Here is a 24,187-nt window from a genome sequence, read left to right as displayed (position 1 = left end):
TACGCCGGCCGAGCGCGGCGGTCGGCAACGCCCTTCCGCCGGGCCGTCAGGGCGCCCGGCTTCGTCCTGGCGGGCCGACTGACCGAAGTCCGCTCAGGATGAAGGGAGTTCGTATGCCGCTGAAAGAACCGCGCCACGTGCTGGTGCACGCCAGGGGCGAGCCGTCCCCCTTGTACGAGCCGTACGAGGGCGAAGCGCCCGAGGACGTAAGGACGTTCTCCCGCGGCATCGCGCTGGACGCGCCCGGGCTCGGCCTGCCGGACGACCTGGCCGATCCGCTGCGCTCGTGGTCGCCGGCTCGCCCGCCGGAGGGTTTCGTCTCCCGCCCGGCCCTGCGCAAGCACGTCGGGCTGGGCCTGGCGGTCACCCGGCGGCCGGCCCGGCATCCCGGGCCGTCATGGGCCGTTCGCTACCGGGACGAGCGGTCGAAGTGGGTGTGCTGGGGCTGCGGCCGGCTGCACTGGGGGCGCGACAGCCATGGCACGCCACCGCATCCGGTGGACGTCACCGTGAAAGGCGAGTTCGGTTTCGGCCCGCTGCGCGCCGACGGGTTCGGGGACTTCGCCCCCGACGACCCGGCTGCCGCCCTGCACCTGTCCGACGGGCTTGTCACGGCCCTGTGCACGTGGGCCGCCGGCATCGACACCACGATGAACCTGTACGTCCGGGACCTGGTGGACGGCAAGTACGACGCCGACTTCGATCGGCTGTTCCGCCAGGGGAAGGACCTGGCGCGACAGGTCGCGCGCGAGCTCGGCCCCGCCAGGAAGGTGACGTACAAGGGCCTGGCCAACGGCGGGCCGGCCGCCATGACCTCAGTCACCTGGCAGGGGGACCGGGAGCTCTGGTGAGTGTCGTCCGGATCAGCTCGGATCAGGCCGTATCAGGCGTCGCGGCCCCGGGCTGCTCCGAACGACACCCCCTGGACGCCGGGCGGGCGCTGTGCCCGGCGTGTTGAGAAATGCTCGGGCGGGCGCCTGGCGCGGTACGCACTAGCATGCTGCGCGGAGACGGATCCTCTCGTGGGATGCCGGCTTCACCCACAGACGGCCTCCTGCCATAGCAGGGGGCCGTCGTGCGTGGGGGCTCGCCGGGAACGGGCGCAAGGGGCCTGGCGGGCTCGGGGCCCCTCGCACGACCATGGGCCACATGAGCTGGAAGGCTGGGCCAGGGACGTGAGCCGGTCGGCTCCGCGGCGGGACCGCACGCGGGCCGGCCGTGCGGGCCGGATGTTCGTTGGCCCCGCCGCGCATGACGGCATGTGCCAAACTGCCCCGATGACCTCAGAGATGATCACCGCGGACGCCGCGGGAACGTGGAGGCTGGGCGAACTCAGCGTCAACCGGGTCGGTTTCGGGGCCATGCGGCTGACAGGCAGCGCCGCGTTCCACCACGGGACGCCGAGCGACCGAGGGCGGTCGATCGCCGTGCTCCGACGGGCTGTCGAGCTGGGCGTCAATCACATCGACACGGCCGCCTTCTACTTCTCGTCGCTGCGGTCCGCGAACGAGTTGATCAACAGCGCGCTGGCGCCGTACGCCGACGACCTGGTGATCGCCACCAAGGTCGGACCGTACCGCGACTACGCGGGGGACTGGGGTACCTCGGCCAGGCCCGACCAGCTGCGCGCCCATGTCGAGGAGAACCTGCGGCAGCTCGGCCGCGACCACCTCGACCTCGTGTATCTGCGACGCATGCGGCAGGACTCGATCGCCGAGCACTTCGGGGCGCTGGCCGAGCTGCGCGAGGCTGGACTCGTGCGGAACCTGGGCGTCTCCGACGTCGAGGTCAGGCACCTGGAGGAAGCTCGGGCGATCGCGCCGGTGGTGTCCGTGCAGAACCAGTTCGGGCTCGGCACCCCGGATCCGCAGGCCGACACCGTCCTGCGCGCCTGCGGCGAACTGGGCATCGCGTTCGTGCCGTTCTTCGCCATCGCCGGCCAGGGCGGTGCGATGGGCCCGGGGGAGGCCGACGCGCCAGAGGTGACCGCCGTCGCGCAGGCACACGGCGCGACGCCTGCCCAGGTCCGCCTGGCGTGGACGCTCCGGCAGGGTCCGCACGTGCTCGCCATCCCCGGCACCGGCAACCCGGACCACCTCGCGCAGAACGTGGCGGCCGGCGCGCTTCGCCTCACCGACGAGGAGACGGCCCGCCTCGACGCGGTCCGCGCCGGGGGGCCGGTGACGCAGAGGCGCTGAGTGGGACAGAGGGCCCCTGCCGGTCGTGGCGGGAGCCCCTCGTTCGTCAGCCCGCGTACGCGCTCAGCGGGTCACAAAACGATTTGGACGCGTTCTCGTCTCCACAGGCACCCCTTGGACCACACCTTCAGGAGGAACCGGTGTCATACCCGCAACGGCTCACCCCCGAGGAGAAGCTCGCCGATGCGAAGAAGCTGTTGAGCCTCCCGCGTATCGTCGTGATCTGCGGCTCCACCCGCTTCATGACCGAGATGAACGAGGCCGATCTGCGGGAGACCGAAGCCGGAAAGATCGTCGTCAAACCGGGCTGTGACATGAAGTCGCCGCACGCACTTTGGTCCGATCCCGGCGAGGCCGAGGCGCTGAAGGTTCGACTCGACGATCTGCATCGGGCGAAGATCCGGCTCGCTGACGAGGTGCTCGTAGTCGGCGACTACATCGGAGACAGCACCCGATCCGAAATCGCCTACGCCCGGTCGCTGGGCAAGCCCGTGCGATTCACACACCCCGAAGTCGACCCTGATGCCTGACCGCCCGCTGGCACCTCGACAACCAGGGCCGGCGGCCCGCCGCCCGACCGTTTCGCGGTGGCTTCGGCCGCCGCCCTCCCCACACCCTCCGCCGGCATCCCGCTCCCGGGTGCGACGGATGTGCGGGTTGTCCCGTCGGATGAGCAATGCGCGGAATCCCAGGAGTCGGGACTACGACCTGTCGAAAGCCGCGGACTGTGCGATGGAGCTCCGACGGCACCCGCGCGGGGATGCGGAGGGGCGTCGTGACCACTGCCCTCAGGGTGAACGCCTACCCGGAAGTTCCCGCGACGCGGATAGCGCTCGACAACGCGGGGTTGACGCCCAAGTGCCGTCCCTGGCCGAGCGGGTGCGGTGGTGCCGCGCTCAGTCCAGCTGCTCCCGCAGGAAGGCCAGTGTGCTCTGCCACGCGGACGCGGCGGAGGCGGGGTCGTACGTTTCCGGGCGTCCGTCGTTGAAGAAGGCGTGGCCGGCGGGGTGGAGGCGGATGTCAGCAGTGATGCCCGACTGCCGCTCGATCGCCTCGACCAGCCGCTCGCGGCTCTGCTTCGTGATGCTCGTGTCCTGTTCGCCGTAGTGCCCCAGGATCTGGGCCTTCAGATGGGAGAAGTCGGGCAGCTCGCCCTGGACCACTCCGTAGAAGGGCACTGCCGCGCCGACGCGGGGGTCGGCCGCGGCCTGCTCGATGACGAAGCCGCCGCCCATGCAGAAGCCGATCGAGCCCACCGACTCCGAGGTGACCTCGGGCAGTGCCAGCAGATGGTCGACGGCGCCGGAGAGCAGCTCGACGCCGCGCGCGACGGGCAGTTCCCGCATCATCCGCAGGGCCTCGCCGCTGTCGTGGGCGACGCTGCCGCCGTACAGGTCCGGGGCGAGGGCCACGAAGCCCTCGGCCGCGAGCCGGTCCGCGACGTTCGCGATGTGATCGGTCAGGCCCCACCACTCCTGGATGACGATCACTCCCGGGCCCGATCCCGACGGCGGCAGCGCGAGATAGCCGTGCGCGGTGCCTCCGGCGCTCGGGAACGTCACGTTCTGACGGGCCGGGGCGCCCGTCGACTTCGGCAGCTCGGACATGGCGGTCCACTCCTGTGGGGCAGAGTCGGAACGGGGTCCCGATGGGGGATGCGGGCCCTGGACGATCTTCACGATCGATCTCCACCATGCCATGTGCGCACCCGACGCCGTCGACCGCCTCGCACCACCCGGCCCGCCGCCACCGTCTGGAGCAGCCGCACGCGAGGATCGGGAGCGGGACGTGCGATCGGTCCGGCGGTGTCGTCGCGACCGGCACCGCGTCGGCACTGCTGTTGGTCATCCCGCGGGCCAGGGTGACGGAGGCGCCGACAGGCGCGTCGAGACGCAGCAGCCGGGTGGTGATCGCGCCCAGCGCGAAGGACAGGCCGCGGACGGCGGCGGACACGGCCGGCGCGGCCGCGAAGAGCAAGGGCTCCGGGCGGGTGAGGACGGTGCGAGCGCAGCGCCGGCGTTGACACAGGTCAGAGGCAGTGAGCCGGGCAGCGCCGCCGGGACGGCCGGGTCGAGCAGGCGGGCGGTGAGTCGCTGCGGCAGGGCCGTGCGGCACAGGTCTCCGGCGCCGCACGGCGGCATCCCGGACAGCGCGAAACCGCTGCCCGCGGACTGCGCGGCCCCGGCCGGCGTGCCCGCGTGCGCGCGGCCACGGACCAGGACCGGGCGCCGTCGCGGCGGCGAGGTAGGCCGCGCCCGCGGCCCAGCAGAGGTGGCTGCCGCGCCCACGGCCTCGCCGAGGTCGCTAGGGAGCGGATGGAGGGCGGGCTTCCGGCTCGGTGTGCGATGCATGGCGGCGCTCTTCCGTCGTGGGACCGGGGCGGAGAGAGGGCGCCGATATCGCTGAGTGGGCACGGGGTGCGAACCGTGCGAGGGCATAGGTGCACAGGCCGAGCCAGCAGGTGGCGAACAGCCAGCCGCCGAGGACGTCGGAGAACCAGTGGACGCCCAGATAGACCCGCGACAGCCCGACCAGAACGGCCCAGCAGCCGATGGCCAGGGCGATCGGCCGGCGGCCGCGCGGAGCTCTGGCGAGCACGGCGAGCGCGAGCAGTCCGGCGGCGACGGCCGACGTGGTGGTGTGGCCCGAAGGGAAGGACCAGCCCGAGGCGTGGGTGGCCCAGCCGGCGGACGCGGGGCGGGGGCGGACGACGAGTGACATCACGCCGTACCGGACCGCCTGCGCGGCGGCCAGGCAAAAGAGACAGGCGATGACGGCGGTGAGCCGCTGACGAGCCGTCCGCGCGACCATGAGGCCCGCCAGGGTGGCCAGTACGTACGGAAGGACTCCGGTGCCGGTGTCCGTCACGCCGCGTGCCAGGGCGAGCGCCACGTCCGGACGGTGCCCCAGCGACCAGGCGGTCAGGTCCTCGTCGCCGAACAGCGCGGTCCCGCCGCGCCCGGCGACGACCAGCGTCAGCAACACGAACGCGACCGCGCTGCCCAGCGCCGTCGAACCGGCGGGCTCCGTGGTGTCCTCGCGCTTCACGACAGCGTCCGGAGACCGTCGGCGTCGCGCGACGACGCCGCGCACCGGGCTGCTGCGGACATCGGGACCCCTTCCACCACGGGCGCGCGGTTCACCGAGCACCCGATGACTACAATTCTGTAGACGGTCTACAGAACAGTAGACGATTCGCGCGACACGTGCGTTCCCGGGACGGCCCGGCCGATTTCGCCGCCTGTGCGGACTCGCCGGTTCCGCTCCCTGTGCGACCGCTCGAATCCGGCGGCTCCGCGGCTCCGCGGCTCGCGGATCTTCGTGACGCACGTCGCTTCCGCTGGTCATCCCGACCATCCAGGGGATGCCGTACTCTACGTGTTACGTATAACCCTGGAGGGGCTCCGATGAGACGCATCGCCCTGGTCACCCTCGTCGTCGACGACTACGACGAGGCGATCCGCCACTACACCCAGGCCCTCGGCTTCCGGCTGGTCGAGGACACGCCGCGGCCCGACGGCTCACGCTGGGTCGTTGTCGCGCCGGACGCCGGGCGCGACGGCAGCGGGCTGTTGCTGGCCAGGGCCAAGGACGACGCGCAGCGCGGCCGGGTCGGCGACCAGACCGGCGGGCGCGTGGGCTTCTTCCTGCACACCGACGACTTCGCCCGCGACCACGAGCGGATGCGGGCGGCGGGCGTGACCTTCCTGGAGGAACCGCGGCACGAGCCGTACGGCTCGGTCGTGGTCTTCCAGGACCTGTACGGAAACCGCTGGGACCTGCTCCAGCCGGCCCCCGCCCCCTGAGCGGTCCGCCACCCCCTCCACACGGCCCGGCGGCGCACCCGCCCGGCCCGCACCCGACGTCCCACCCGCCGAGCCCCGAGTGCCACCGGAGCTTTGCCGAGCCTGCCGAGAACCCCGAGGAAAGACACGCATGACCGCGCCCAGCATCGACATCGACACCATCCGCGGCCTCCCCAAGGCCGTGCTGCACGACCACCTCGACGGCGGTCTGCGCCCCGCCACCCTGGTGGAGCTCGCCGATACGGTCGGCCACACCCTGCCGACCACCGACCCGCAGGCATTGGCCGACTGGTACTACGAGGCCGCCAACTCCGGTGACCTGGTGCGCTACATAGCGACCTTCGAGCACACGCTCGCCGTCATGCAGACTCGCGAGGGGCTGCTGCGCACCGCCGAGGAGTACGTCCTCGACCTGGCCGAGGACGGCGTCGTCTACGGCGAGGTCCGCTACGCGCCCGAGCTGATGGTGAACGGCGGGCTGACCCTGCCCGAGGTCGTCGAGACCGTGCAGGAGGGCCTCGCCGCCGGCATGGCCAAGGCGGCCGCCGCGGGCAGCCCCGTACGCGTCGGCACCCTGCTCTGCGGCATGCGGATGTTCGACCGCACCCGTGAGATCGCCGATCTTGCGGTCGCCTTCCGTGACGCCGGCGTCGTCGGCTTCGACATCGCCGGCGCCGAGGACGGCTTCCCGCCCGCCGACCACCTGGCCGCCTTCGAGCACCTGCGCGGCGAGAACGTCCCGTTCACCATTCACGCCGGCGAGGCCCACGGCCTGCCGAGCATCCACCAGGCCCTCCAGGTGTGCGGCGCCCAGCGCATCGGGCACGGCGTGCGGATCACCGAGGACATCATGGACGGCAAGCTCGGCCGGCTCGCCGGGTGGGTGCGCGACCGTCGCGTCGCCCTGGAGATGTGCCCGACGTCCAACCTCCAGACGGGCGCGGCCACCTCGATCGCCGAGCACCCCATCACCGCACTGCGCGACCTCGGCTTCCGTGTCACCCTCAACACCGACAACCGCCTCGTCTCCGGCACGACGATGACCCGCGAGATGTCACTGCTGGTCGAGGAGGCGGGCTGGACCGTGGAGGACCTGCGCACCGTCACGGTCAACGCGGTCAAGAGCGCGTTCATCCCCTTCGACGAGCGCAACGCCCTCCTCCACGACGTGGTACTGCCGGGCTACGCGGCTGCGCTCTGAGAAACCCCGGGGCCCTGCTCCGCCGCCCGGCAGCCTACGTACGGGCGCCTATGCACGGGCGCCGAGCAGCCCCCGTACGTAGGCGGCCTGGCCGACGTGCTGCAGATCGTCGGCCAGGACGCTCACCAGCCGGACACCGAAGGTGACCGCCGGGGTCCAGCGCTCGTCCACGACGCGCTCCAGGTCCTTGGCGGTCACCTCGCGCAGGACTCCGAGGGTCTGCTCGTGGACGGCGTCGTAGTACCCGGTCAGCAGGTCGCCCGAGTCCACGCGGACCTTGGCCACCTGCTGCGAGCTGTGCCCGTACCCCGTGTCGTGGCGGGGCAGGCCGAGCCCGAAGCGCTTCTCCCAGCCCTGCGCGAGCCACACCTGGTCGAGGCCGGCCGCGTCGGCGACGTGGTCGTCCTGGACGCGGGTGAGGTGCCAGACCAGCCACGCGATGGAGTTCGCGTCGGCGGAGGGACGGGCGTCGAGGTCCTCGACGGAGAGTCCCTCGACGGCGGCACGGACTTCTTCCTGGATGCGGCTGAACGCGTCGATGAGGACGTCCTTTGCATGCATGCGTCCACCATCGCGCATCACCGCTCCTCACGCGTCCGGGATCCGGCTCCCGTGGAAACCGAGCGGTACCCGTCCCGGCAGGTGGATGCGGGCGAGCGGCGCGCCGGTGAAGTCCTGGGCGGCGAGGACGACCAGGTCCGCGGCGCCGCGGTCGGGGTCGTGCACGTAGGCGAGCGCGTATCCGTCGTCCTCGGCCCTCGCCCCGTGCGTGGGGACGAACACCGCCCCCCGGCGGAGGCGTCACGCGGCAGACGATGGACCTGGGTGGTGCCGCGTCGCTCCCGACTCGCGTTCCCGTACGGACGTCCACGAGTCTGCGGCGGCCGAGCGGTGGTGCCAGGAGTGCCAGAACCCCTCTCGGGGTGGTGTCAGACCCCCTCTTCGGCGGTCTCCAGGAGTGCCATCAACGCGCGCGCCGCCGGACTGGTCGCCTCCGGCGGCGGAAGCATGGCGACGGTCTCGTACGACGTCTCACGTGCTCCCTTGAACGGGAGCGAGACGAGATCGCCCGCTTCGCGCTTCAGGCCGAAGTGCCGCGGCACGACGGCGATGCCGAGACCTTCGTGGACCAGCTCCAGCAGGCTGTGCACGTCGTTGACCTCCAGTGCCACGGTCCGCCGTACGTCCGCCGCGGCGAAGGCCGCGTCCGTGGTGCGGCGCGGTCCCCAGTCGTGGTGGAAGTCGACGAACGCCTCCCCGCCCAGCTCCTCGGGCGTGACCACCGCGGCACCCGCGAGACGGTGTGCCGGGTGGCAGAGCACGGTCATCGGCTCACCGGTCAACGGGACCGAACGCAGCTGGTCGGTGTCCGCCCGGGTCCACACCCCGAAGGCCAGGTCGAGCCCGCCCGCCGCGACCTCCTCGGCCAGCGCTTCCGCGCCCGCCTGACGCAGCCGGATCTCCACGTCGGGGTGACGCCTCCGGAACCGGGCGAGCAGCCGGGCCACCTGGACCCCGGCGATGCACTGTTCGGTGCCGAGCGAGAGAGTTCCGCGCAGCACGCCCTGCACGGCGGCCACCGCGTCCTGGGCCGACCGGACCTGCGCGAGGATCCGCTCCGCCTCGCCGAGCAGGGCCCGACCGGCCTCGGTGAGCGTCACACGGCGGGTGGTGCGCACGAACAGCGCGGCCTGAAGCTCCCGCTCCAGGGCGCGGATCGACGACGACAGCCCCGACTGCGACACCATGAGCCGCTCGGCGGCCCGGGTGAAGTGCTGGTCCTCGGCGACGGCGACGAAGTGCTGAAGGTGGCGCAGTTCCATGACGTGGAAGCCTAGCCGTCGATTGAGAGCCCTCGTCGCTCAATGCCATCCGATTCTCCCGTTGGACCGCTGTCGCGGGCGCGGGCGAGAGTGGGGGCCTGACTTCCCGGCCTTCCAGGAGTACGCGTTGTACACCGCACACCCCGACCGTTACGCGGACATGCCCTACCGGCGCACCGGACGCAGCGGCCTGAAGCTCCCCGCGCTGTCGCTCGGCCTGTGGCACAACTTCGGCCCCGACCGGCCCGTGGAGACCCAGCGAGCGATCCTCCGCCGCGCCTTCGATCTCGGCGTCACCCACTTCGACCTCGCGAACAACTACGGGCCGCCGCCCGGCGCGGCCGAGTCGGCCCTCGGCGACGCGCTGAAGGCCGACTTCGCGCCCTACCGCGACGAGCTGGTCGTCTCGACCAAGGCCGGTTACCTGATGTGGCCCGGACCCTACGGCGAATGGGGCTCCCGCAAGTACCTGCTGTCGTCACTGGACCAGAGCCTGGCCCGGATGGGCCTCGACCATGTCGACATCTTCTACTCGCACCGCCACGACCCGGAGACTCCCCTGGAGGAGACGATGGGCGCCCTGCACTCCGCCGTGCAGCAGGGCAAGGCGCTGTACGTCGGCGTCTCCAACTACTCGGCGGAGCAGACCCGTGAGGCCGCCCGCATCCTGGGCGAGCTGGGCACCCCGCTGCTCATCCACCAGCCCCGCTACTCCATGCTCGACCGCCGCCCGGAGGCGGAGGGGCTCCTGGACACGCTGGACGAGCTCCAGGTCGGTTCCATCGCCTACTCGCCGCTGGAGCAGGGCCTGCTCACCGGCCGCTACCTCGACGGCATCCCGCAGGGGTCCCGCGCCGCGAGCGACAGCCCGTTCCTGAGCGCGGAGACCCTCACCGAGGACCTCGTACGGAAGCTGCGGGCCCTCGACGAGATCGCCAAGGAGCGCGGTCAGTCCCTCGCCCAGACCGCGCTGGCCTGGGTGCTGCGCGGCGGCCGCGTGACGTCCGCGCTGATCGGCGCGAGCAGCCCGCAGCAGCTCGAGGACAGCGTCGCGGCCATCGGGAACCTCGACTTCGACGCGGACGAGCTCGCCCGCATCGACGCGATCATCGAGCCGTGACACGGACCGGCCGGGCGCCTCGGCGCCCGGCCGGCAAACTCATCGCCGTGCCCCGAGGGGCGACGGCTCCTGCGGCCGCAGTGTGGGGCCTGTGGGACGCGAGTGCATTTGTGTGACCGGAGCAGTGGGCCAACACTGGATGAGCATCGGAAATCGACACAGATGGCGGCCGGCACACGGCCGAGGTGCCGTCGCCGGACAGGTGGCCCCCCGTGACGATCTCGCCCTTCGGGTCGAACGACCCGTTCTCCGATCTCTTCAACCGCTTCTTCGGCATGAGCCCGGCGACGTCCCCGCCGGCGGTGCAGCGCGTGCCCATCGGGCGCCTGCTGAGCGACTCCGCGCACGAACTGTTGGCCGCGGCCGGCGCTCGCGCGGCCGAGGACGGCTCGGACCTCGACACCGTACACCTGCTGTGGGCCGCCACCCAGGTGCCCGCCGCGCGTCAGGCACTTGAGCACGCAGGTGTGGACATCGACGAGCTGGAGCGGGACCTGCGGGACACGCTGCCCTCCGGGCCGGGCACCGGTGAGCCCGCGCTCACACCCGCGGCGAAGCGCGCCCTGCTCGCGGCGCACGCGCGGTCACAGGCGGCCGGAGCGTCCTACGTAGGCCCGGAACACATCCTCGCCGCACTCCTGGCCGATCCGGGTTCCGGCCCGGGCCGGACGATGCGGGCCGAGGGGGCCGCGCCCGGCGGGGGCCGCGCGGCGTCGGCCGGAGGTCACGCAGACACGCCCACCCTCGACGCATACGGGCGGGACCTCACCGAGGAGGCGCGCAGCGGCAAGCTCGACCCCGTCGTCGGGCGCTCGGAGGAGATCGAGCAGACCGTCGAGGTCCTCTCCCGCAGGACCAAGAACAATCCCGTCCTGATCGGCGACCCGGGCGTCGGTAAGACCGCCATCGTCGAGGGCCTCGCCCAGCGCATCGTCGCAGGTGAGGTACCCAAGGCGCTGCGCGACCGCCGGGTGGTCGGACTCGACCTCTCCGGGCTCGTCGCCGGCGCCAAGTACCGGGGCGAGTTCGAGGAACGGCTGAAGAAGGTGATCGACGAGGTCACCGAGGCCGAGAAGAGCGTCATCCTGTTCATCGACGAACTCCACACGGTCGTCGGCGCGGGAGCCGGCGGCGAGGGCGCCATGGACGCGGGCAACATCCTCAAGCCCGCACTGGCCCGCGGAGAACTGAGTGTCGTCGGTGCCACCACCATCGACGAGTACCGCAGGTACATCGAGAAGGACGCCGCACTCGAACGCCGGTTCCAGCCGGTCATGGTCCCCGAGCCCAGCGTCGAGGAGACCATAGAGATCCTGCGCGGGCTGCGCGACTCCTACGAGGCACATCACCAGGTCCGCTTCACGGACGAGGCGCTGGACGCCGCCGCGGCGCTCTCCGACCGCTACATCAGCGACCGCTTCCTGCCCGACAAGGCCATCGACCTGATGGACCAGGCGGGCGCGCGGGTGAGTCTGCGCAGCGTCGACGACTCCACCGGGACCGTCGACATGGAGGACCGGCTCACCCGGCTGCTCCGCGAGAAGGACGAGGCCGTCAGCACCGAGGACTTCGAGCGCGCCGGCGAACTCAAGCTGCAGATCAGCGAGTTGGAGGAAGAGCTCGCTGGTGTCGGCGAGGGCCGGACCCCCGCGCCCAGCGTCACCGCGGACGACATCGCCGAAGTGCTCTCCGCGCGCACCGGCATCCCGGTCTCGCAGCTGACCGAGACCGAGCGGGACCGGCTGATGAAACTCGAGGACGTCCTGCACGAGCGGATCATCGGCCAGGACCAGGCGGTCACCGCGGTCGCCCAGGCGGTGCGCCGCGGCCGGGCCGGCATGGGGGACCCGAACCGGCCGACCGGCAGCTTCCTCTTCCTCGGCCCGACGGGTGTGGGCAAGACCGAACTCGCCAAGGCGCTCGCGGAACTGCTCTTCGGCGACCCGGAGCGCATGATCCGCTTCGACATGAGCGAGTTCCAGGAGAAGCACACGGTCTCCCGGCTCGTCGGCTCCCCGCCCGGATACGTCGGGTACGAGGAGGCCGGACAGCTCACCGAGGCGGTGCGCCGCAAGCCGTACAGCGTGGTGCTCTTCGACGAGGTCGAGAAGGCGCACCGCGACGTCTTCAATCTGCTGCTCCAGGTCCTCGACGACGGGCGCCTGACCGACGCGCAAGGACGCACGGTCGACTTCCGCAACACCGTCGTCATCATGACCAGCAACATCGCCTCGAAGCACATCCTCGACCACCAGGGCGACCTCGACGAGATCAAGGACGACCTGATGGCCGAACTCCAGGCGCACTTCCGTCCGGAGTTCCTCAACAGGATCGACGAGATCATCGTCTTCCACGCCCTGGCCCGCTCCGACCTGGTGCGGATCGTCGACCTCCTGCTGGACCACAGCCGGCGTCGGCTGCGGGCGCAGAAGATCGACCTGGAGGTCACCGAGGCCGCGAAGGAATGGCTGGCCGACCGGGGCTACCAGCCGGAGTTCGGCGCCCGGCCGCTGCGCCGCACCATTCAGACGGAACTCGACAACCGGCTGTCGAACATGCTGCTCGACGGCACGCTCAACCCGGGTGACACGGTGTTCGTGGACGTCAAGGACGACGAACTGTCGCTGAACCTGAAGGAGCGGGCCGCCGGGGAGGGCACGACAAACGCCGCAGGGCCGTCGGAGGGGGAGAGGCAGCCTCAGGAGTGAGGCAGGACCGGGAGCTCGGCCGGCGGTGGACACCGGCCGAGCTCACCCCCGTGGCCCTGCCCGCGGCTCCGCGCCACGCCCCGGGCCGCGGGTTACCCAGGGAGGCGGTCCAGGAAGCCGTACACGCTCCGGATACGGTCCTCGCCGTCCAGGGTGATCACGTCGGACCCGGCGACGGGCGCCGAGCCGTCCGACTGGTCCACCAGTTCCCAGCCGAAACGCGCGGTGTCGTGATGGCCGTCGACGCTGCCCAGGAGCCGGAAGGAGAACCCGGGGAACTGCTCGTGCGCCGCGGCGATCACCGAGGCGATCTGATCGTGGCCCCGCACGTCGGCCAGTGGGTCGGTGTAAGTGCCGTCGGTGGCCCAGGCGGCGGCGACCGACTTCGTCAGCGCGTCCTGCCCGCTCGCGTTCCAGGCCTCGAAGTAGCGGGCGACGGCGGTCTCGTAACGATCGGTGTTCGCGGACATGGCGAATCAGCCTCCATCGAGGTCGTAACTGCTGGTCGGAGTCCCAATCCAGGGCGGTTGCGCCCCGTTGGGATGCGGTACGACCACCATGCCGGGAGCCGTCCGGGGCGTCGATTACCCCTCGGGTAATGCCCGGGCTCCGCCGTGCCGCGTCGGGACTTCGCCGCGCGCACGGACGGGCGGGACGGCCGGAGTTCGCGCTGTCCTGTCCCGTGTGGGGGTTTCGGCCAACCGCGGCCGTGAATATGCCAAGAGACTGGCTGGAATGGCATGGTGACAGAGTGTCAGTAGTGACGATACTCGATACCAGGGCAATTCAGCCACGCTCTGTGAGCGTCACCGCCCGATCAGCACCATCGTGCACAGCAGACGAGCCGCGGGGAAAGAGAGGCCCGGCCGGCAGCGAGCGACGCCAATGGGGGAACGATCGTGCACGACGAATTCCTGTGCCACGTCACCGCGTACGGCATATGCGGTGGTCGGCGTGTCGGCGTACCCCTCGGGACCTATCGCGCGCCGACCTTGGCACTGGCCCTGTGGTGGATGCGCGACCGCGCCGCATGGATGGCGGAGCGGCTCGACCCGCAGCCCGAGGACCCCGCCTTCCCGCCGAACTCGATCGCGCCGGTGCCGGACACCGTTCCGGACGTGCCGAGCATGCTGCGCGCCTGGTGCGGGGACGCCGCTCAACAGGAGCTGGTCGCGGAGGAATTGGCCGCGGGGAAACTGGTCCGCGTCGCCACCAGCGACGACACAACCGAGTACGAGCTGCTCGCCGAGTCCGTCGACGCCCTGCGGATGCAGCGGACAGCTGCCGTGCTGGGCATCTCCGCCGCCTGAGCACCCCGTCCCCGCGGCGCGAGGGCACCCGCGTCCGGTGTGCCGAGAGACCCTGCCGATCAGGCGCACATGTGGGCGAATCGTTAGAATTTTGGCATGCGAGAGCGGCCGGTCACCCCCACTGCACCGGAACTCGTCCTCGAGACCGAGACCGGCTCCACGGTGATGAGTCCCAGCCGCGACTACCGCGTGGGGCGCGACCCCCTGAGCGACGTCGTCCTCGAGGACGAGCGGGTCTCGTGGCACCACGCGGTGATCCGTCCGGAGGCCGACCACTGGACGCTGGAGGACGAGCACAGCACGAACGGCACGTACGCCGACGGCCGGCGCGTTCACGAGTGGGGCGTCGGCCCCGGCAGCGTCATCCGCTTCGGCAACCCGGCGGACGGCCCCCGCGTGGTCCTCGCGGACCGCCCGCCCCCCGCCTCCGAGCGCCCCTCGGGCGTCACCGCGCCGGGCGCCACGGGCACGTTCCGGCGGCCGAGCGCCGTCCGGCCGCTGCCCACCCGCACCGTCCGCATAGGCCGCGACGCGTCCAACGACCTGGTGATCGAGGACCTGATCGTCTCCCGGGAGCACGCGGAGCTGCGGGCCCACGCGGACGGCACGTACGAGATCGTCGACCTCGACAGCCACAACGGCACGTTCCTCAACGGCCGGCCCGTGGGCCGCGCCGCGGTCACACCGGGTGACATCGTCGGCATCGGCCACGCCGCCTACTGTCTGGTGGGCGACGAGCTCCAGGAGTACGTCGACACCGGCGAGATCTCGCTCGACGTCCAGGACCTCACCGTCGACACCGATCGCGGACGCAAGCGGCTCCTGGACGAGGTGTCCTTTCCCGTCGGCGCGAAAAACCTGCTGGCCGTCGTCGGCCCGAGCGGCTCGGGGAAATCCACCCTCCTCAACGCCCTGACCGGCCAGCGCCCCGCCGACCAAGGCACCGTCCTGTACGACGGCCGCGACCTGTACCGCGACTACGCCGAGCTGCGCCAGCGCATCGGCCTGGTCCCGCAGGACGACATCCTGCACACCCAGCTGACCGTGCGCAGGGCCCTCGGCTACGCAGCCCAGCTGCGCTTCCCGCAGGACACCGCGAAGGCCGAGCGCCGGGCGAGGGTCGACGAGGTGATCCGCGAGCTGGGCCTCGAACAGCGCGTCGACCAGTCCATCCACAGCCTGTCGGGCGGCCAGCGCAAGCGGGTCAGCGTGGCCCTGGAACTGCTGACCAAGCCGTCCCTGCTCTTCCTCGACGAGCCGACGTCGGGCCTCGACCCCGGCATGGACCGCTCGGTGATGCACATGCTGCGGGGCCTCGCCGACGACGGCCACACGGTCATCGTGGTCACCCACAGTGTGCTCAGCCTCGACGTCTGCGACCGGCTGCTCGTGCTCGCCCCCGGCGGCAGGGTCGCCTACTACGGGCCGCCCGAGGACACCCTCGCCTTCTTCGGCTACCGGCAGTGGCCGGAGGCCTTCGAAGCCTTCGAACGGGACCACGGCCGGAACTGGGCGCAGGAGTACCGGGAGTCGCCGTTCCACCGCCAGTACATCGAGAACGCCAGCAGACAGCCCCATCTGGCACGCGGCGCGACCGGTCCCGTCGCGCCGCCCCACAAGCCGCAGAGCTGGATCGTGCAGCTCGTCACTCTTGTCCGACGCTACGCCAGGGCCCTCAGCAGCGACCGGACCTTCCTCGCCGTCATGATCGTGCTGCCGTTCGTCATGGGCGTGATGGCCCGTGCCCTGGCCGGCGGCCGGCTCTCCCAGGAGACGGCGATGAACGCGCTGCTCATCCTGTGTGTCGGCGGAGTCCTGACCGGCGCGGCCAACGCCGTGCGCGAACTGGTCAAGGAACGGGTGATCTACCAGCGCGAACGTGCCGTCGGCCTGTCCAGATCGGCGTATCTGATGTCGAAGATCGTCGTCCTCGGCGCCATCACCGTGCTCCAGGCCGTCGTCCTCACCCTCGTCGCCCTCCTCGGCGTCGACCTCGGCGCGCCTGGCGGCAAGGGCGTCCTCATGCCGCCCCTCGTGGAGCTCACGGTGGCCGTGTCCCTGCTCGCCTTCACCGCGATGATGCTCGGCCTCCTCGTCTCCGCCCTGGTGACCAAGGAGGAGGTCACCATGCCCCTTCTGGTGCTGCTCGCCATCGTCCAAGTGGTCTTCTGCGGAGCACTGTTGAAACTGAACGGCGTGCCCGGCATCGAGCAGCTGTCGTGGCTGGTGCCCGCGCGCTGGGCCCTGGGCGCGATGGCCGGGACCATCGGGCTGGCGCGGATCGTCCCCTGGGACCTGACCGCCGATCCGCTGTTCCGGCACTCGGCGGATGTCTGGCTGTTCAACATGGGGATGCTCGTGGTGCTCTGCGTCGTCTTCGGACGGCTGGTCGACCGGCTGCTCCAGCGACACGAGCCCGCCGTCCTGCGGAAGTAGGTGCCGATGACGACTCCCGGCTTCCATCCCACGCATGTCGTGCCGCAGGACGGTCTCCCGGCCTGGGAGGAACCGGACCCGTCCCGGCCGACCGTGCCGCTCGATCCGCTGCTGCCCGTCCAGTTGGTCGACCGGCTCGGCGACTGGGGCCGCGTCGTCTGCTCCAACGGCTGGTCGGCCTGGATCGACGGCCGCCTCCTGGTACCGGTGCCGCAGGCGCCCCCCGAGGCGGGCAGTCCGCTCGCCCGCACCGCGGACCCGCGCCCGCTGCTGACCCGTGTGGAGGACGCGCTCATCCGCTATCGGAGGGCCGCCGAGGAACTCGCGACCGGGCGGATCGACGGGGAGAGCTTCCGCGACCGCACCAGGGGCCAGCGGATCGGAGTGATCGTCGACGGCGAATCGGTCTGGCTCTACGACGGCGAGCACGAACGGTGGGTGTACTGCGACGGGACACGGCTGAGCACCTTCGCGGCCGAGCACGACCCGTCGGCCGCGGCACCGGAGCACCCCGCGGACCCGTACCCGCGGGAGCAGACCGGGGTCGTCCAGGCACCGGCTCGGGACGACCGGGAACCCACGCGCCTGGTGTCGTACGACGGGGACGAGCTGGGAGAGACCTGATGGGCCGGACCGGGGTGCACCCACGACCGTGCGGCGTCAGGCGGACGGCGTGCTGTCGGAGGGACCGGGCCCCGCCCCGGCCTGGCCCCCGCGGTGCACACGCCTCGCCGACAGACCGCCCACGAAGCCCGTGACGAGGCCCCACAGCGCTGCCCAGCCGAGCGCGGACCACACGTCGGGCCGCAGGAGCAGCTCGCCCCCCAGACCGCCGCCGAGGTCGCCGAGGCCGAGAACCGACAGACCGAAGTGCGCCGAGACACGGCCGACGAGGCAGATCATGAGCACGGTGAGCACGAGCGCCACCGCCATGTGCACCGCGTGCTGCCGGCTCCGCATCCGCGCCGGTGACCGGGCCGCCATCAGGAAGGCCGCGGCGAGCAGCAGCACCGCGTCGACGACCGGCAGCCACCACACCCGGCCGTCGTGGGCGGCGAGGGTGCCGAGGTCGAGGGTGGAGACGTCCGGTGTGCGGAGCACCTCCTCGAGCAGGGGCGGCATGGGCAGCCCGAAGGGCCCGTCCACGCGTCCGTGCCAGGTGGCGCCCAGCCCGATGGTGAAGGCGAGCCAGACGAGGTTCGGGAGGCCGAGGAGGATCGCCGCGAACGTGTCGGCCGCATGACCGCGGGTCGCCGCCACGACAAGCCCCACGACCACACCCAGGGCCACGTACGCGAGCAGCAGGGCCACCATGGCGAACGCGGCCGGACGGACCGACTCCTGGAAGCGCAGCAGCCGGGCGGGCAGCGGTGCCCCGGGCGAGACCAGCAGGGCGAGCACGAGCACGCCGAGCAGCCACAGCATCCCGAAGCCCAGGGTCTGCGGCACGTTCGCCTCGAACCGCACCTCGGGCGTGACGCCGAACAGGTCGCCGATGTCGCCGATGGCGTCGTCGCCGAGGGAGATCGTGAACGTGTGGCGGGCCGGCAGCGCGAGCGCGACGAGGACCACGAACCACACGACGGCGGTCCGGGCCGCCCACCCTGCCAGTTCACGGGCGCCGGTGACGGCCCGGTGGCGCAGCGGCCGCAGGAAACCGGCCGCGACGACCAGGGTTCCGGCGAGCGACACCGACAGGGGAATCACCGTCAGGCCGGCCTCGGTGTCGGCGACGACGCCTGCGCCGCCCGCGAATTCGACGGTCCCGCCGACCGCCGTCACCACGGTCGCCGCCACGACACGCGCGAACGCGCCGTCAGGAAGGTCCGCCGCTCCCGCCGCCCACAGTCCCAACGCCGCGACGGCCATCATCATGACCGTCCCCGCCAGTACGGCCATAACGGCCTGACCCCAGCCGTGGTGAGCTGCCGTCCGCTCACCACGGAGGGCTCTTGCCTGGTCGGACGGGGTTTCGGGACTCACGCTGCCACGTTATGCAGGGCCTGCGCGGGCCGCTTCTCGGAGGGGGCCGACCGCGTCGGCTTGCGGGGGGCACGGGGCTGGAGCACACAATGGTTCAGTTGTGGAAGAAAGCGGCACGAGATGCACCAGGTGCTGCGGAATCCCTACAACGGGAGTAGCTCGTGAGCGTCGAACCGCCGACTTCCGGCCAACCCACAGGACCGCCCTCCGGCCCGCTGGCGCGTCCGTCGCAGCCGAGCCAGCCCAGTCCAAGTCCCACTCCCACTCAGCCGGACAGCCGTGTTCCGTCGGAGCCACCGCCGGGCGGGACCGGTCCGGGGGGTGGCGGAGGCGGTGGGGGCGGCGGGGGAGGGGCGTCCGGGCGTGGTGGTCCGGGGCAGGGGCCCGGGCATCCCTGGTGGAGATCGGCACCCCGAGTCGCGCTGCTGACCGGCGTCGTGGCGCTGGCCGTGGCCGTCGGTCTCCTGTTCAGCAACAACTCCGGCGGTGGCAAGAACACCGCCGGTGAGGTGTTCCTCCAGCCGGCGGCCGCGGCAGGGCCCGACCCGTTCACGGAGTCGACGGCGACCGACACCGGCACCGCGCCGGGGACTTCGAAGACCGGCACCTCGGTGCCGAAGACCACGGAGCCCGGTACACCGGGACAGAAGACGACCGAGCCGGGGACCACGCCGCCGAGAACACCGGAGCCCGGGACCACGGCGCCGAAGACGACGCCACCGAAGACGACAGCTCCGGGGGGCACGGCGCCGAAGACCACCGGTGCGCCGGTCGAGACACGCACGCAGGGCGGGGGCACCACCGAGGTGCCCGGCAACGTGACGCGTGGCGTGGAGGGTTCGGCGCCGGGGCTGTACACCGGTCGGAAGAACGTCTCCCCGTGCGATGTGGAGAAGCAGATCAAGGCGCTGCAGGCGGACCCGTCCAAAGCCAGCGCCTTCGCCTCGGTGGAGGGCATCACAGCGGGGCAGATTCCCTCGTACCTGCGGTCGCTCACGCCGGTGCAACTGAGCGCCGACACACGTGTGACCAACCACGGTTACCGTTCCGGCGGCCCCACCAGCTACCAGGCGATCCTCCAGTCGGGGACCTCGGTCCTCGTCGACTCCCACGGTGTGCCCCGTACGCGCTGCGGTTGCGGCAACCCGCTGAAGGAGCCCGTCCAGCAGAAGTCCACGCCCAAGCAGACGGGCCAACGCTGGGCGTCCTTCCAGCCGCAGAACGTCGTGGTGATAGCGCCCTCCGTGACGATCATCAACGTGTTCGTCATCTTCGACTCGCACGACGACAAGTGGATAGCGCGGTACCGGGGTGACAACACGCATCACGACCGTCCGACGCACCGTCCGCCACGGCCCTTCCCGACGGTGGTCGTGACCCCCACGCCGTGCGTCACCCCGACCGGTGGCGGGGCGTGCGCCCCCACCACCCCGTCGTCGCCGTCGTCGCCCTCCTCGTCGTCGTCCGGGCCCTCCAAGTCCGGCTCGTCGACCTCACCCTCCGAGTCCTCGGCCTCGCCGTCGAAGTCCGAACCGTCCAAGTCCGAGTCCTCGAAGTCGGAGTCGCCCTCGTCGTCGAAGTCGGAGCCGTCCAAGTCCGAGTCCTCGAAGTCGGAGTCGCCCTCGTCGTCGAAGTCGGAGCCGTCCAAGTCCGAGTCCTCGAAGCCGGAGTCGCCTTCCGCGTCGAAGTCGGAGTCGCCGAAGCCCGAGTCCTCGAAGTCCGAGCCGTCGAAGTCGGAATCACCGAAGCCCGAGTCCTCGAAGCCGGAGTCGCCTTCCGCGTCGAAGTCCGAGTCGCCGAAGCCGGAGACCTCGAAGGCCGAGTCGCCTTCCGAGCCGAAGTCGTCGGCACCCGAACCGACCGCCACGCAGTCGGCCCCGCCCGCCGAGACGCCGACGCTCTCGTCCGGGCCCGTCACGTCCGCTCCCGTCTCGCGGGAACCGGCCCCGTCGGAGCCCGCCGAGACGGCCCAGGAGCCGGGTCGGACCGGCGAGCAGCCCGGTGAGACCGCCCAGCAGCCGGCCGAGACCGAGCAGGAGCCCGCCGAGACGGGCGGCGGGGCCTGAGGGGCAGCCCTCCCTCCCCACCCACGCCGCCCGCGATGCGGACCCTTGGCCCCACGGATTCACGGATTCCTGGAGTGCGGGATTCACCGAGAGCGGAACGCCGATCCCTTCTCGTCCGGCTCAGCCCTTCTAGGCTGAAGGGGTGAGCAACGACGCGCCCGACGAAGCCCGAGTCATCCCCCTGCGCCCGGCCGCCGGGTCCGGTCCGGCCCGGGCGGTGCCCGCCGCCCCCGCCACGGCACCGCGACGAGCCCGGCCGGTCCTCGCACCGCGCCCGGTGCCCCAGGCGCCCCCGGGACGCGAGCCGTTCGGGGGCAAGGAGCCCCTGTGGCGCGACCTGGTGGGCGACGTCCTGCGGCGCGAACGGCTCGCCCAGGAGCGCACCCTGAAAGATGTGGCCGAAGAGGCCCGGATCTCCATGCCGTACCTGTCGGAGCTGGAGCGCGGGCGCAAGGAGGCATCCTCCGAAGTCCTCGCGGCGGCCGCGCGCGCCCTCGGCCTCGGCCTCACCGACCTGCTGACGCTGGCCCAGGACGAACTCGTCCGGCTGGACCGGCTCGCCGGGCTCGGGCCGGGCCGTGGCCGCGGCACCTCGGTGACGTCGGCCGCGAGGCCTTCGACGTCCGGGCACGACGGCATGTGCCTGGCCGCCTGACCCGGGCCGGAGCCGTCAGAGCACCGCGAGCCGTCGGCTCAGCACCTCGTCCGCGAGCCCGTAGGCGACCGCCTCGTCCGCAGTGAAGATCTTGTCCCGGTCCATGTCCGCGCGCAGGGTCGCGATGTCGTGGCGGGTGTGCCGGGCGAGGACCTCCTCGACCTGAGAGCGGATACGGATCATCTCCTTGGCCTGCAGGCTCAGGTCCGAGACCGTGCCCTGGCGTCCGCCGCTGGCCGGCTGACCGAGCAGGACGCGCGCGTGCTCCAGCACGAACCGTCGCCCCGGGTCGCCCCCGGCCAGGAGCACCGCCGCCGTCGAGGCCGCCTGCCCGACGCAGAAGGTGGAGATGGGGGCTTGGACGAACGTCATCGTGTCGTAGATGGCCATGAGCGAAGTGAACGAACCCCCGGGCGAGTTGATGTAGATCGCGATCTCGTTCTCCGGGCTCGACGACTCCAGATGGAGGAGTTGCGCGATGACGACGTTCGCGACCCCGTCGTCGATCTCGGTGCCGAGGAAGATGATCCGCTCGGACAGCAGACGGCTGAAGACGTCGTACGACCGCTCGCCCTGCGGGGTGCGCTCGACGACGTTCGGGATCGTGTACGTACCCATGTCAGAGCCCCATCCTTCGTCGTGAGGCGGCCGGGCGGACGTCGTCGAGCGACTCCACGACCCGGTCCACCATGCCGTACTCCCGTGCCTGTTCGGCCGTGAACCAGCGGTCGCGGTCGCCGTCCCGGGAGATGGTCTCCTCGCTCTGCCCGGTGTGCTCGGCGGTGATCCGCTCGATCGCCTTCTTCGTGAACTCCAGGTTCTGCGCCTGGATCTCGATGTCGGCCGTGGTGCCGCCGATGCCGGCCGACGGCTGGTGCATCATGATCCGCGCGTTCGGCAGCGCGTAGCGCTTGCCGCGCGTGCCGACGGTGAGCAGGAACTGCCCCATGCTGGCCGCGAATCCCATGACGAGCGTGGACACGTCGTTGGGGATCAGCCGCATCGTGTCGTAGATCGCCAGGCCGGCGGTCACGGAACCCCCGGGGCTGTTGACGTACAGACTGATGTCGGTGCGCGGGTCCTCCGCGGACAGCAGGAGCAGTTGGGCACAGACCCGGTTCGCGGAGACTTCGTCGACCTGTGTGCCGAGGAAGACGATCCGCTGTCCGAGCAGTTGCGCGGCCAGGTGGTCGTCGAAGCGGGACGGCGGGGTGTCGCCCTCCTCGGCCCGCGGCGTGTGGGCCGGGTAGCGGCCCGTGACGAGTGGAGACATCGGTCCTCCTTGTGGTGAGGCGGCCGACGTGAGTGGCCGCGCCCTCCACTCTCGGCCCGGCCTCGCGGCCGTGTCCGGTTTCTCTGCCCGCGGCAGATCTGCCACGGGCAGAGGCCGACACGGCCCGGCCGGCCCGCCGATCTGCTGCACCGAGGCCACGAGGCATTGCCGGCCCCGGCGTCCGGGGCCGAGCGGCAGGCGGGGACCGCCGCACCGGCCCCTGGGCGGGGCGCCGGGCAATCGTCACCCGTACGGCCCGCGGGCCACCGATGAGTTTGCGGGCGACGACCGGTCGAAAAGGGTAAGGATGTTTTCCCGCCCGAGGAGGTACACATGCCCGCCGACGGATTCACCACGTGCCTGTGGTTCGACGGCCAGGCCGAGGAGGCCGCCCACTACTACGTCTCGATCTTCAAGAACTCCAAGCTCGGCAGGATCGGCCGCTACACCGAGGCGGGGCCCGGCCCAGCAGGATCCGTCCTGGCCGCCGAGTTCGTGGCCAACGGGCAGAAGTTCGTCGCGATCAACGGCGGCCCGGAGTTCACGTTCGACGAGGCCATCTCGTTCCAGATCCACTGCGCGGACCAGGAAGAAGTGGATCACTACTGGAACAAGTTCGTCGAGGACGGCGGCGAAGCGGGCCCGTGCGGCTGGATCAAGGACAAGTACGGCCTGTCCTGGCAGGTCGTGCCCAGCCGGCTCATCGACCTGATCAGTGACCCGGACCCGCAGAAGGCGACCCGCACGGTCCAGGCGATGTACCGGATGTCCAAGCTGGACATCGCGGCCCTGGAGAAGGTGTACGCGGGCGAGTGACGGTCCGGCCGCGACGGGCCGCACGCCCGCAGCTGCGCGGTCGTGCGGCCCGCCCGAACCGGAACCGTCCCGGCGTCGGGGTGGGCCGGGCGCCCTCAGGCGGGCCCCGGTGGCCGAGTAGAGAGCAAGCGCTTCCTGCCCGGACGGCGGGCACGTACACCCCTCGGGCACCAGGGATGCCCCGGATTTCCCGGCCGGCGGACGCGGATGTCCGGGAAGGGCGCTCCTCCTTTGCGACCGGCCGCCGGCGCGTGTCGGCGGCTAGACTGCTCCGGCATCGGCCACGCCGGGGGAATCGGGGGACGCGGTGGGCGACGACCTGAGACGTCGGATGGTCCTCCTGCTGGAGGGCGACGCGGACAGTGACCAGGAGGAACTGGATTCGCTCACCCGGCAGTTGAGGGAACGGCTGCTCGAACTCGAAATCGAACGAGCCGAGTTGAACCGTTCGGGCACAGTTCCCGATCGCGCCAAGCCGGGCGAGGTGATCGCCGTCGGAGCGCTCGCGGTGACCGCCGCGCCGGTCGTGCTGCGGAGCGTGGTGCAGACGGTGGCGTCATGGCTCCGCAACCGGCCCGTCCGCACCGCCAGCATCTCGATCGGCGAGGACCGCCTCGAACTGCGGGCGGTCTCCTCGGACGACCAACGAGCCCTGATCGACGCCTTCCTCGCCCGCCACGTCGCGCCCGCGTCGGCCTCGGCGGATCTGGCCCCGGGAGCCACGTCGGCATCCGGGAGCGGCCCGGCGCAGGGGCCTGAGCCGACCTCGGACGGCCTCGCCGACCGGTGAAC

At 71.6% G+C, this 24,187-nt stretch carries 22 protein-coding genes and 2 pseudogenes; 14 read left to right on the top strand and 10 right to left on the bottom strand.

The window, feature by feature from the left end; genetic code table 11:
- The first annotated feature begins 113 nt into the window (after nucleotides 1–113).
- The 3 genes from H305_RS0105020 to H305_RS0105010 all read left to right on the top strand — a co-directional run bounded on the left by H305_RS0105020 (nucleotide 114) and on the right by H305_RS0105010 (nucleotide 2,728).
- A complete protein-coding gene (locus tag H305_RS0105020; protein WP_028799454.1) occupies nucleotides 114–851 on the top strand; it encodes a hypothetical protein in 738 nt (245 codons plus the stop codon).
- A gap of 408 nt (nucleotides 852–1,259) precedes the next feature.
- On the top strand, nucleotides 1,260–2,198 hold the full coding sequence (locus H305_RS0105015; RefSeq protein ID WP_107439960.1) for an aldo/keto reductase: 939 nt from the start codon (nucleotides 1,260–1,262) through the stop codon (nucleotides 2,196–2,198).
- A 140-nt stretch (nucleotides 2,199–2,338) separates the two neighbouring features.
- Nucleotides 2,339–2,728, top strand: coding sequence for a hypothetical protein (locus H305_RS0105010; RefSeq protein ID WP_028799452.1), 390 nt, complete (start codon nucleotides 2,339–2,341; stop codon nucleotides 2,726–2,728).
- Between the two features lie 366 nt (nucleotides 2,729–3,094).
- Here the strand turns inward: H305_RS0105010 and H305_RS0105005 are convergent, their stop codons facing one another.
- Together H305_RS0105005 and H305_RS44495 are read right to left on the bottom strand one after the other, a co-directional pair.
- A complete protein-coding gene (locus H305_RS0105005; protein WP_028799451.1) occupies nucleotides 3,095–3,805 on the bottom strand; it encodes a dienelactone hydrolase family protein in 711 nt (236 codons plus the stop codon).
- Nucleotides 3,806–4,502: 697 nt separating this feature from the next.
- Nucleotides 4,503–5,246 (bottom strand): phosphatase PAP2 family protein, encoded by a 744-nt coding sequence (locus H305_RS44495; RefSeq protein ID WP_037762563.1) that lies wholly within the window; start codon nucleotides 5,244–5,246, stop codon nucleotides 4,503–4,505.
- Nucleotides 5,247–5,605: 359 nt separating this feature from the next.
- On the opposite strand from H305_RS44495, the gene H305_RS0104990 reads away from it, so the two are divergent.
- Nucleotides 5,606–6,004 (top strand): VOC family protein, encoded by a 399-nt coding sequence (locus H305_RS0104990; protein ID WP_028799449.1) that lies wholly within the window; start codon nucleotides 5,606–5,608, stop codon nucleotides 6,002–6,004.
- A gap of 130 nt (nucleotides 6,005–6,134) precedes the next feature.
- On the top strand, nucleotides 6,135–7,205 hold the full coding sequence (locus H305_RS0104985) for an adenosine deaminase (protein ID WP_028799448.1): 1,071 nt from the start codon (nucleotides 6,135–6,137) through the stop codon (nucleotides 7,203–7,205).
- Between the two features lie 48 nt (nucleotides 7,206–7,253).
- On the opposite strand, the gene H305_RS0104980 is transcribed toward H305_RS0104985, so the two are convergent.
- The 3 genes and pseudogenes from H305_RS0104980 to H305_RS0104970 form a co-directional block, all read right to left on the bottom strand.
- Nucleotides 7,254–7,766 (bottom strand): mycothiol transferase, encoded by a 513-nt coding sequence (locus H305_RS0104980; RefSeq protein WP_028799447.1) that lies wholly within the window; start codon nucleotides 7,764–7,766, stop codon nucleotides 7,254–7,256.
- A gap of 27 nt (nucleotides 7,767–7,793) precedes the next feature.
- Nucleotides 7,794–8,041: pseudogene (locus tag H305_RS0104975) on the bottom strand (carotenoid oxygenase family protein); the annotation flags it as partial.
- A 93-nt stretch (nucleotides 8,042–8,134) separates the two neighbouring features.
- Nucleotides 8,135–9,028, bottom strand: coding sequence for a LysR family transcriptional regulator (locus H305_RS0104970; protein WP_028799445.1), 894 nt, complete (start codon nucleotides 9,026–9,028; stop codon nucleotides 8,135–8,137).
- A 127-nt stretch (nucleotides 9,029–9,155) separates the two neighbouring features.
- Here H305_RS0104970 and mgrA point away from each other — a divergent pair, with 127 nt between their 5' ends.
- Nucleotides 9,156–10,148, top strand: a complete 993-nt coding sequence (gene mgrA, locus H305_RS0104965; protein ID WP_028799444.1) for an L-glyceraldehyde 3-phosphate reductase — start codon at nucleotides 9,156–9,158, stop codon at nucleotides 10,146–10,148.
- 212 nt (nucleotides 10,149–10,360) lie between these two features.
- Nucleotides 10,361–12,856 (top strand): ATP-dependent Clp protease ATP-binding subunit, encoded by a 2,496-nt coding sequence (locus tag H305_RS0104960; protein WP_028799443.1) that lies wholly within the window; start codon nucleotides 10,361–10,363, stop codon nucleotides 12,854–12,856.
- 92 nt (nucleotides 12,857–12,948) lie between these two features.
- On the opposite strand, the gene H305_RS0104955 is transcribed toward H305_RS0104960, so the two are convergent.
- Nucleotides 12,949–13,326, bottom strand: a complete 378-nt coding sequence (locus tag H305_RS0104955; RefSeq protein ID WP_028799442.1) for a nuclear transport factor 2 family protein — start codon at nucleotides 13,324–13,326, stop codon at nucleotides 12,949–12,951.
- Between the two features lie 429 nt (nucleotides 13,327–13,755).
- Between H305_RS0104955 and H305_RS0104950 the strand changes: the two genes are divergently transcribed.
- The 3 genes from H305_RS0104950 (at nucleotide 13,756) to H305_RS0104940 (ending at nucleotide 17,226) form a co-directional block, all read left to right on the top strand.
- Nucleotides 13,756–14,166: a hypothetical protein gene (locus tag H305_RS0104950; RefSeq protein WP_028799441.1), complete on the top strand. Its 411-nt coding sequence runs from the start codon at nucleotides 13,756–13,758 to the stop codon at nucleotides 14,164–14,166.
- 96 nt (nucleotides 14,167–14,262) lie between these two features.
- Complete coding sequence (locus H305_RS0104945; protein WP_028799440.1) at nucleotides 14,263–16,602, top strand: FHA domain-containing protein; 2,340 nt, start codon at nucleotides 14,263–14,265, stop codon at nucleotides 16,600–16,602.
- A gap of 6 nt (nucleotides 16,603–16,608) precedes the next feature.
- Nucleotides 16,609–17,226: a hypothetical protein gene (locus tag H305_RS0104940; protein WP_028799439.1), complete on the top strand. Its 618-nt coding sequence runs from the start codon at nucleotides 16,609–16,611 to the stop codon at nucleotides 17,224–17,226.
- A 36-nt stretch (nucleotides 17,227–17,262) separates the two neighbouring features.
- On the opposite strand, the gene H305_RS44490 is transcribed toward H305_RS0104940, so the two are convergent.
- On the bottom strand, nucleotides 17,263–18,585 hold the full coding sequence (locus tag H305_RS44490; protein ID WP_051370372.1) for a streptophobe family protein: 1,323 nt from the start codon (nucleotides 18,583–18,585) through the stop codon (nucleotides 17,263–17,265).
- Between the two features lie 161 nt (nucleotides 18,586–18,746).
- Here H305_RS44490 and H305_RS54430 point away from each other — a divergent pair.
- A pseudogene (locus H305_RS54430) lies at nucleotides 18,747–19,838 on the top strand (DUF6777 domain-containing protein); the annotation flags it as partial.
- Between the two features lie 71 nt (nucleotides 19,839–19,909).
- Here H305_RS54430 and H305_RS52110 read toward each other — a convergent pair.
- Nucleotides 19,910–20,503 carry a hypothetical protein gene (locus H305_RS52110; protein WP_051370371.1) on the bottom strand — a complete coding sequence of 198 codons (594 nt, stop codon included), beginning with the start codon at nucleotides 20,501–20,503 and terminating at the stop codon, nucleotides 19,910–19,912.
- A gap of 290 nt (nucleotides 20,504–20,793) precedes the next feature.
- On the opposite strand from H305_RS52110, the gene H305_RS54425 reads away from it, so the two are divergent.
- Complete coding sequence (locus H305_RS54425) at nucleotides 20,794–21,306, top strand: helix-turn-helix domain-containing protein (RefSeq protein WP_028799436.1); 513 nt, start codon at nucleotides 20,794–20,796, stop codon at nucleotides 21,304–21,306.
- Nucleotides 21,307–21,321: 15 nt separating this feature from the next.
- On the opposite strand, the gene H305_RS0104910 is transcribed toward H305_RS54425, so the two are convergent.
- Both H305_RS0104910 and H305_RS0104905 read right to left on the bottom strand, forming a co-directional pair.
- Nucleotides 21,322–21,924, bottom strand: coding sequence for a ClpP family protease (locus H305_RS0104910; protein ID WP_028799435.1), 603 nt, complete (start codon nucleotides 21,922–21,924; stop codon nucleotides 21,322–21,324).
- Nucleotide 21,925: 1 nt separating this feature from the next.
- Complete coding sequence (locus tag H305_RS0104905) at nucleotides 21,926–22,579, bottom strand: ATP-dependent Clp protease proteolytic subunit (protein WP_028799434.1); 654 nt, start codon at nucleotides 22,577–22,579, stop codon at nucleotides 21,926–21,928.
- 333 nt (nucleotides 22,580–22,912) lie between these two features.
- Between H305_RS0104905 and H305_RS0104900 the strand changes: the two genes are divergently transcribed.
- Nucleotides 22,913–23,395: a VOC family protein gene (locus H305_RS0104900; protein WP_028799433.1), complete on the top strand. Its 483-nt coding sequence runs from the start codon at nucleotides 22,913–22,915 to the stop codon at nucleotides 23,393–23,395.
- A gap of 307 nt (nucleotides 23,396–23,702) precedes the next feature.
- A complete protein-coding gene (locus H305_RS44475; protein ID WP_199791342.1) occupies nucleotides 23,703–24,185 on the top strand; it encodes a hypothetical protein in 483 nt (160 codons plus the stop codon).
- Nucleotides 24,186–24,187 lie beyond the last annotated feature (2 nt).

The organism is Streptomyces sp. 142MFCol3.1 (assembly GCF_000424945.1).
GTDB lineage: Bacteria > Actinomycetota > Actinomycetes > Streptomycetales > Streptomycetaceae > Streptomyces > Streptomyces siamensis.
Note: the sequence above shows the minus strand (reverse complement) of the source record. Positions and strands in the feature narration are given on the sequence as shown.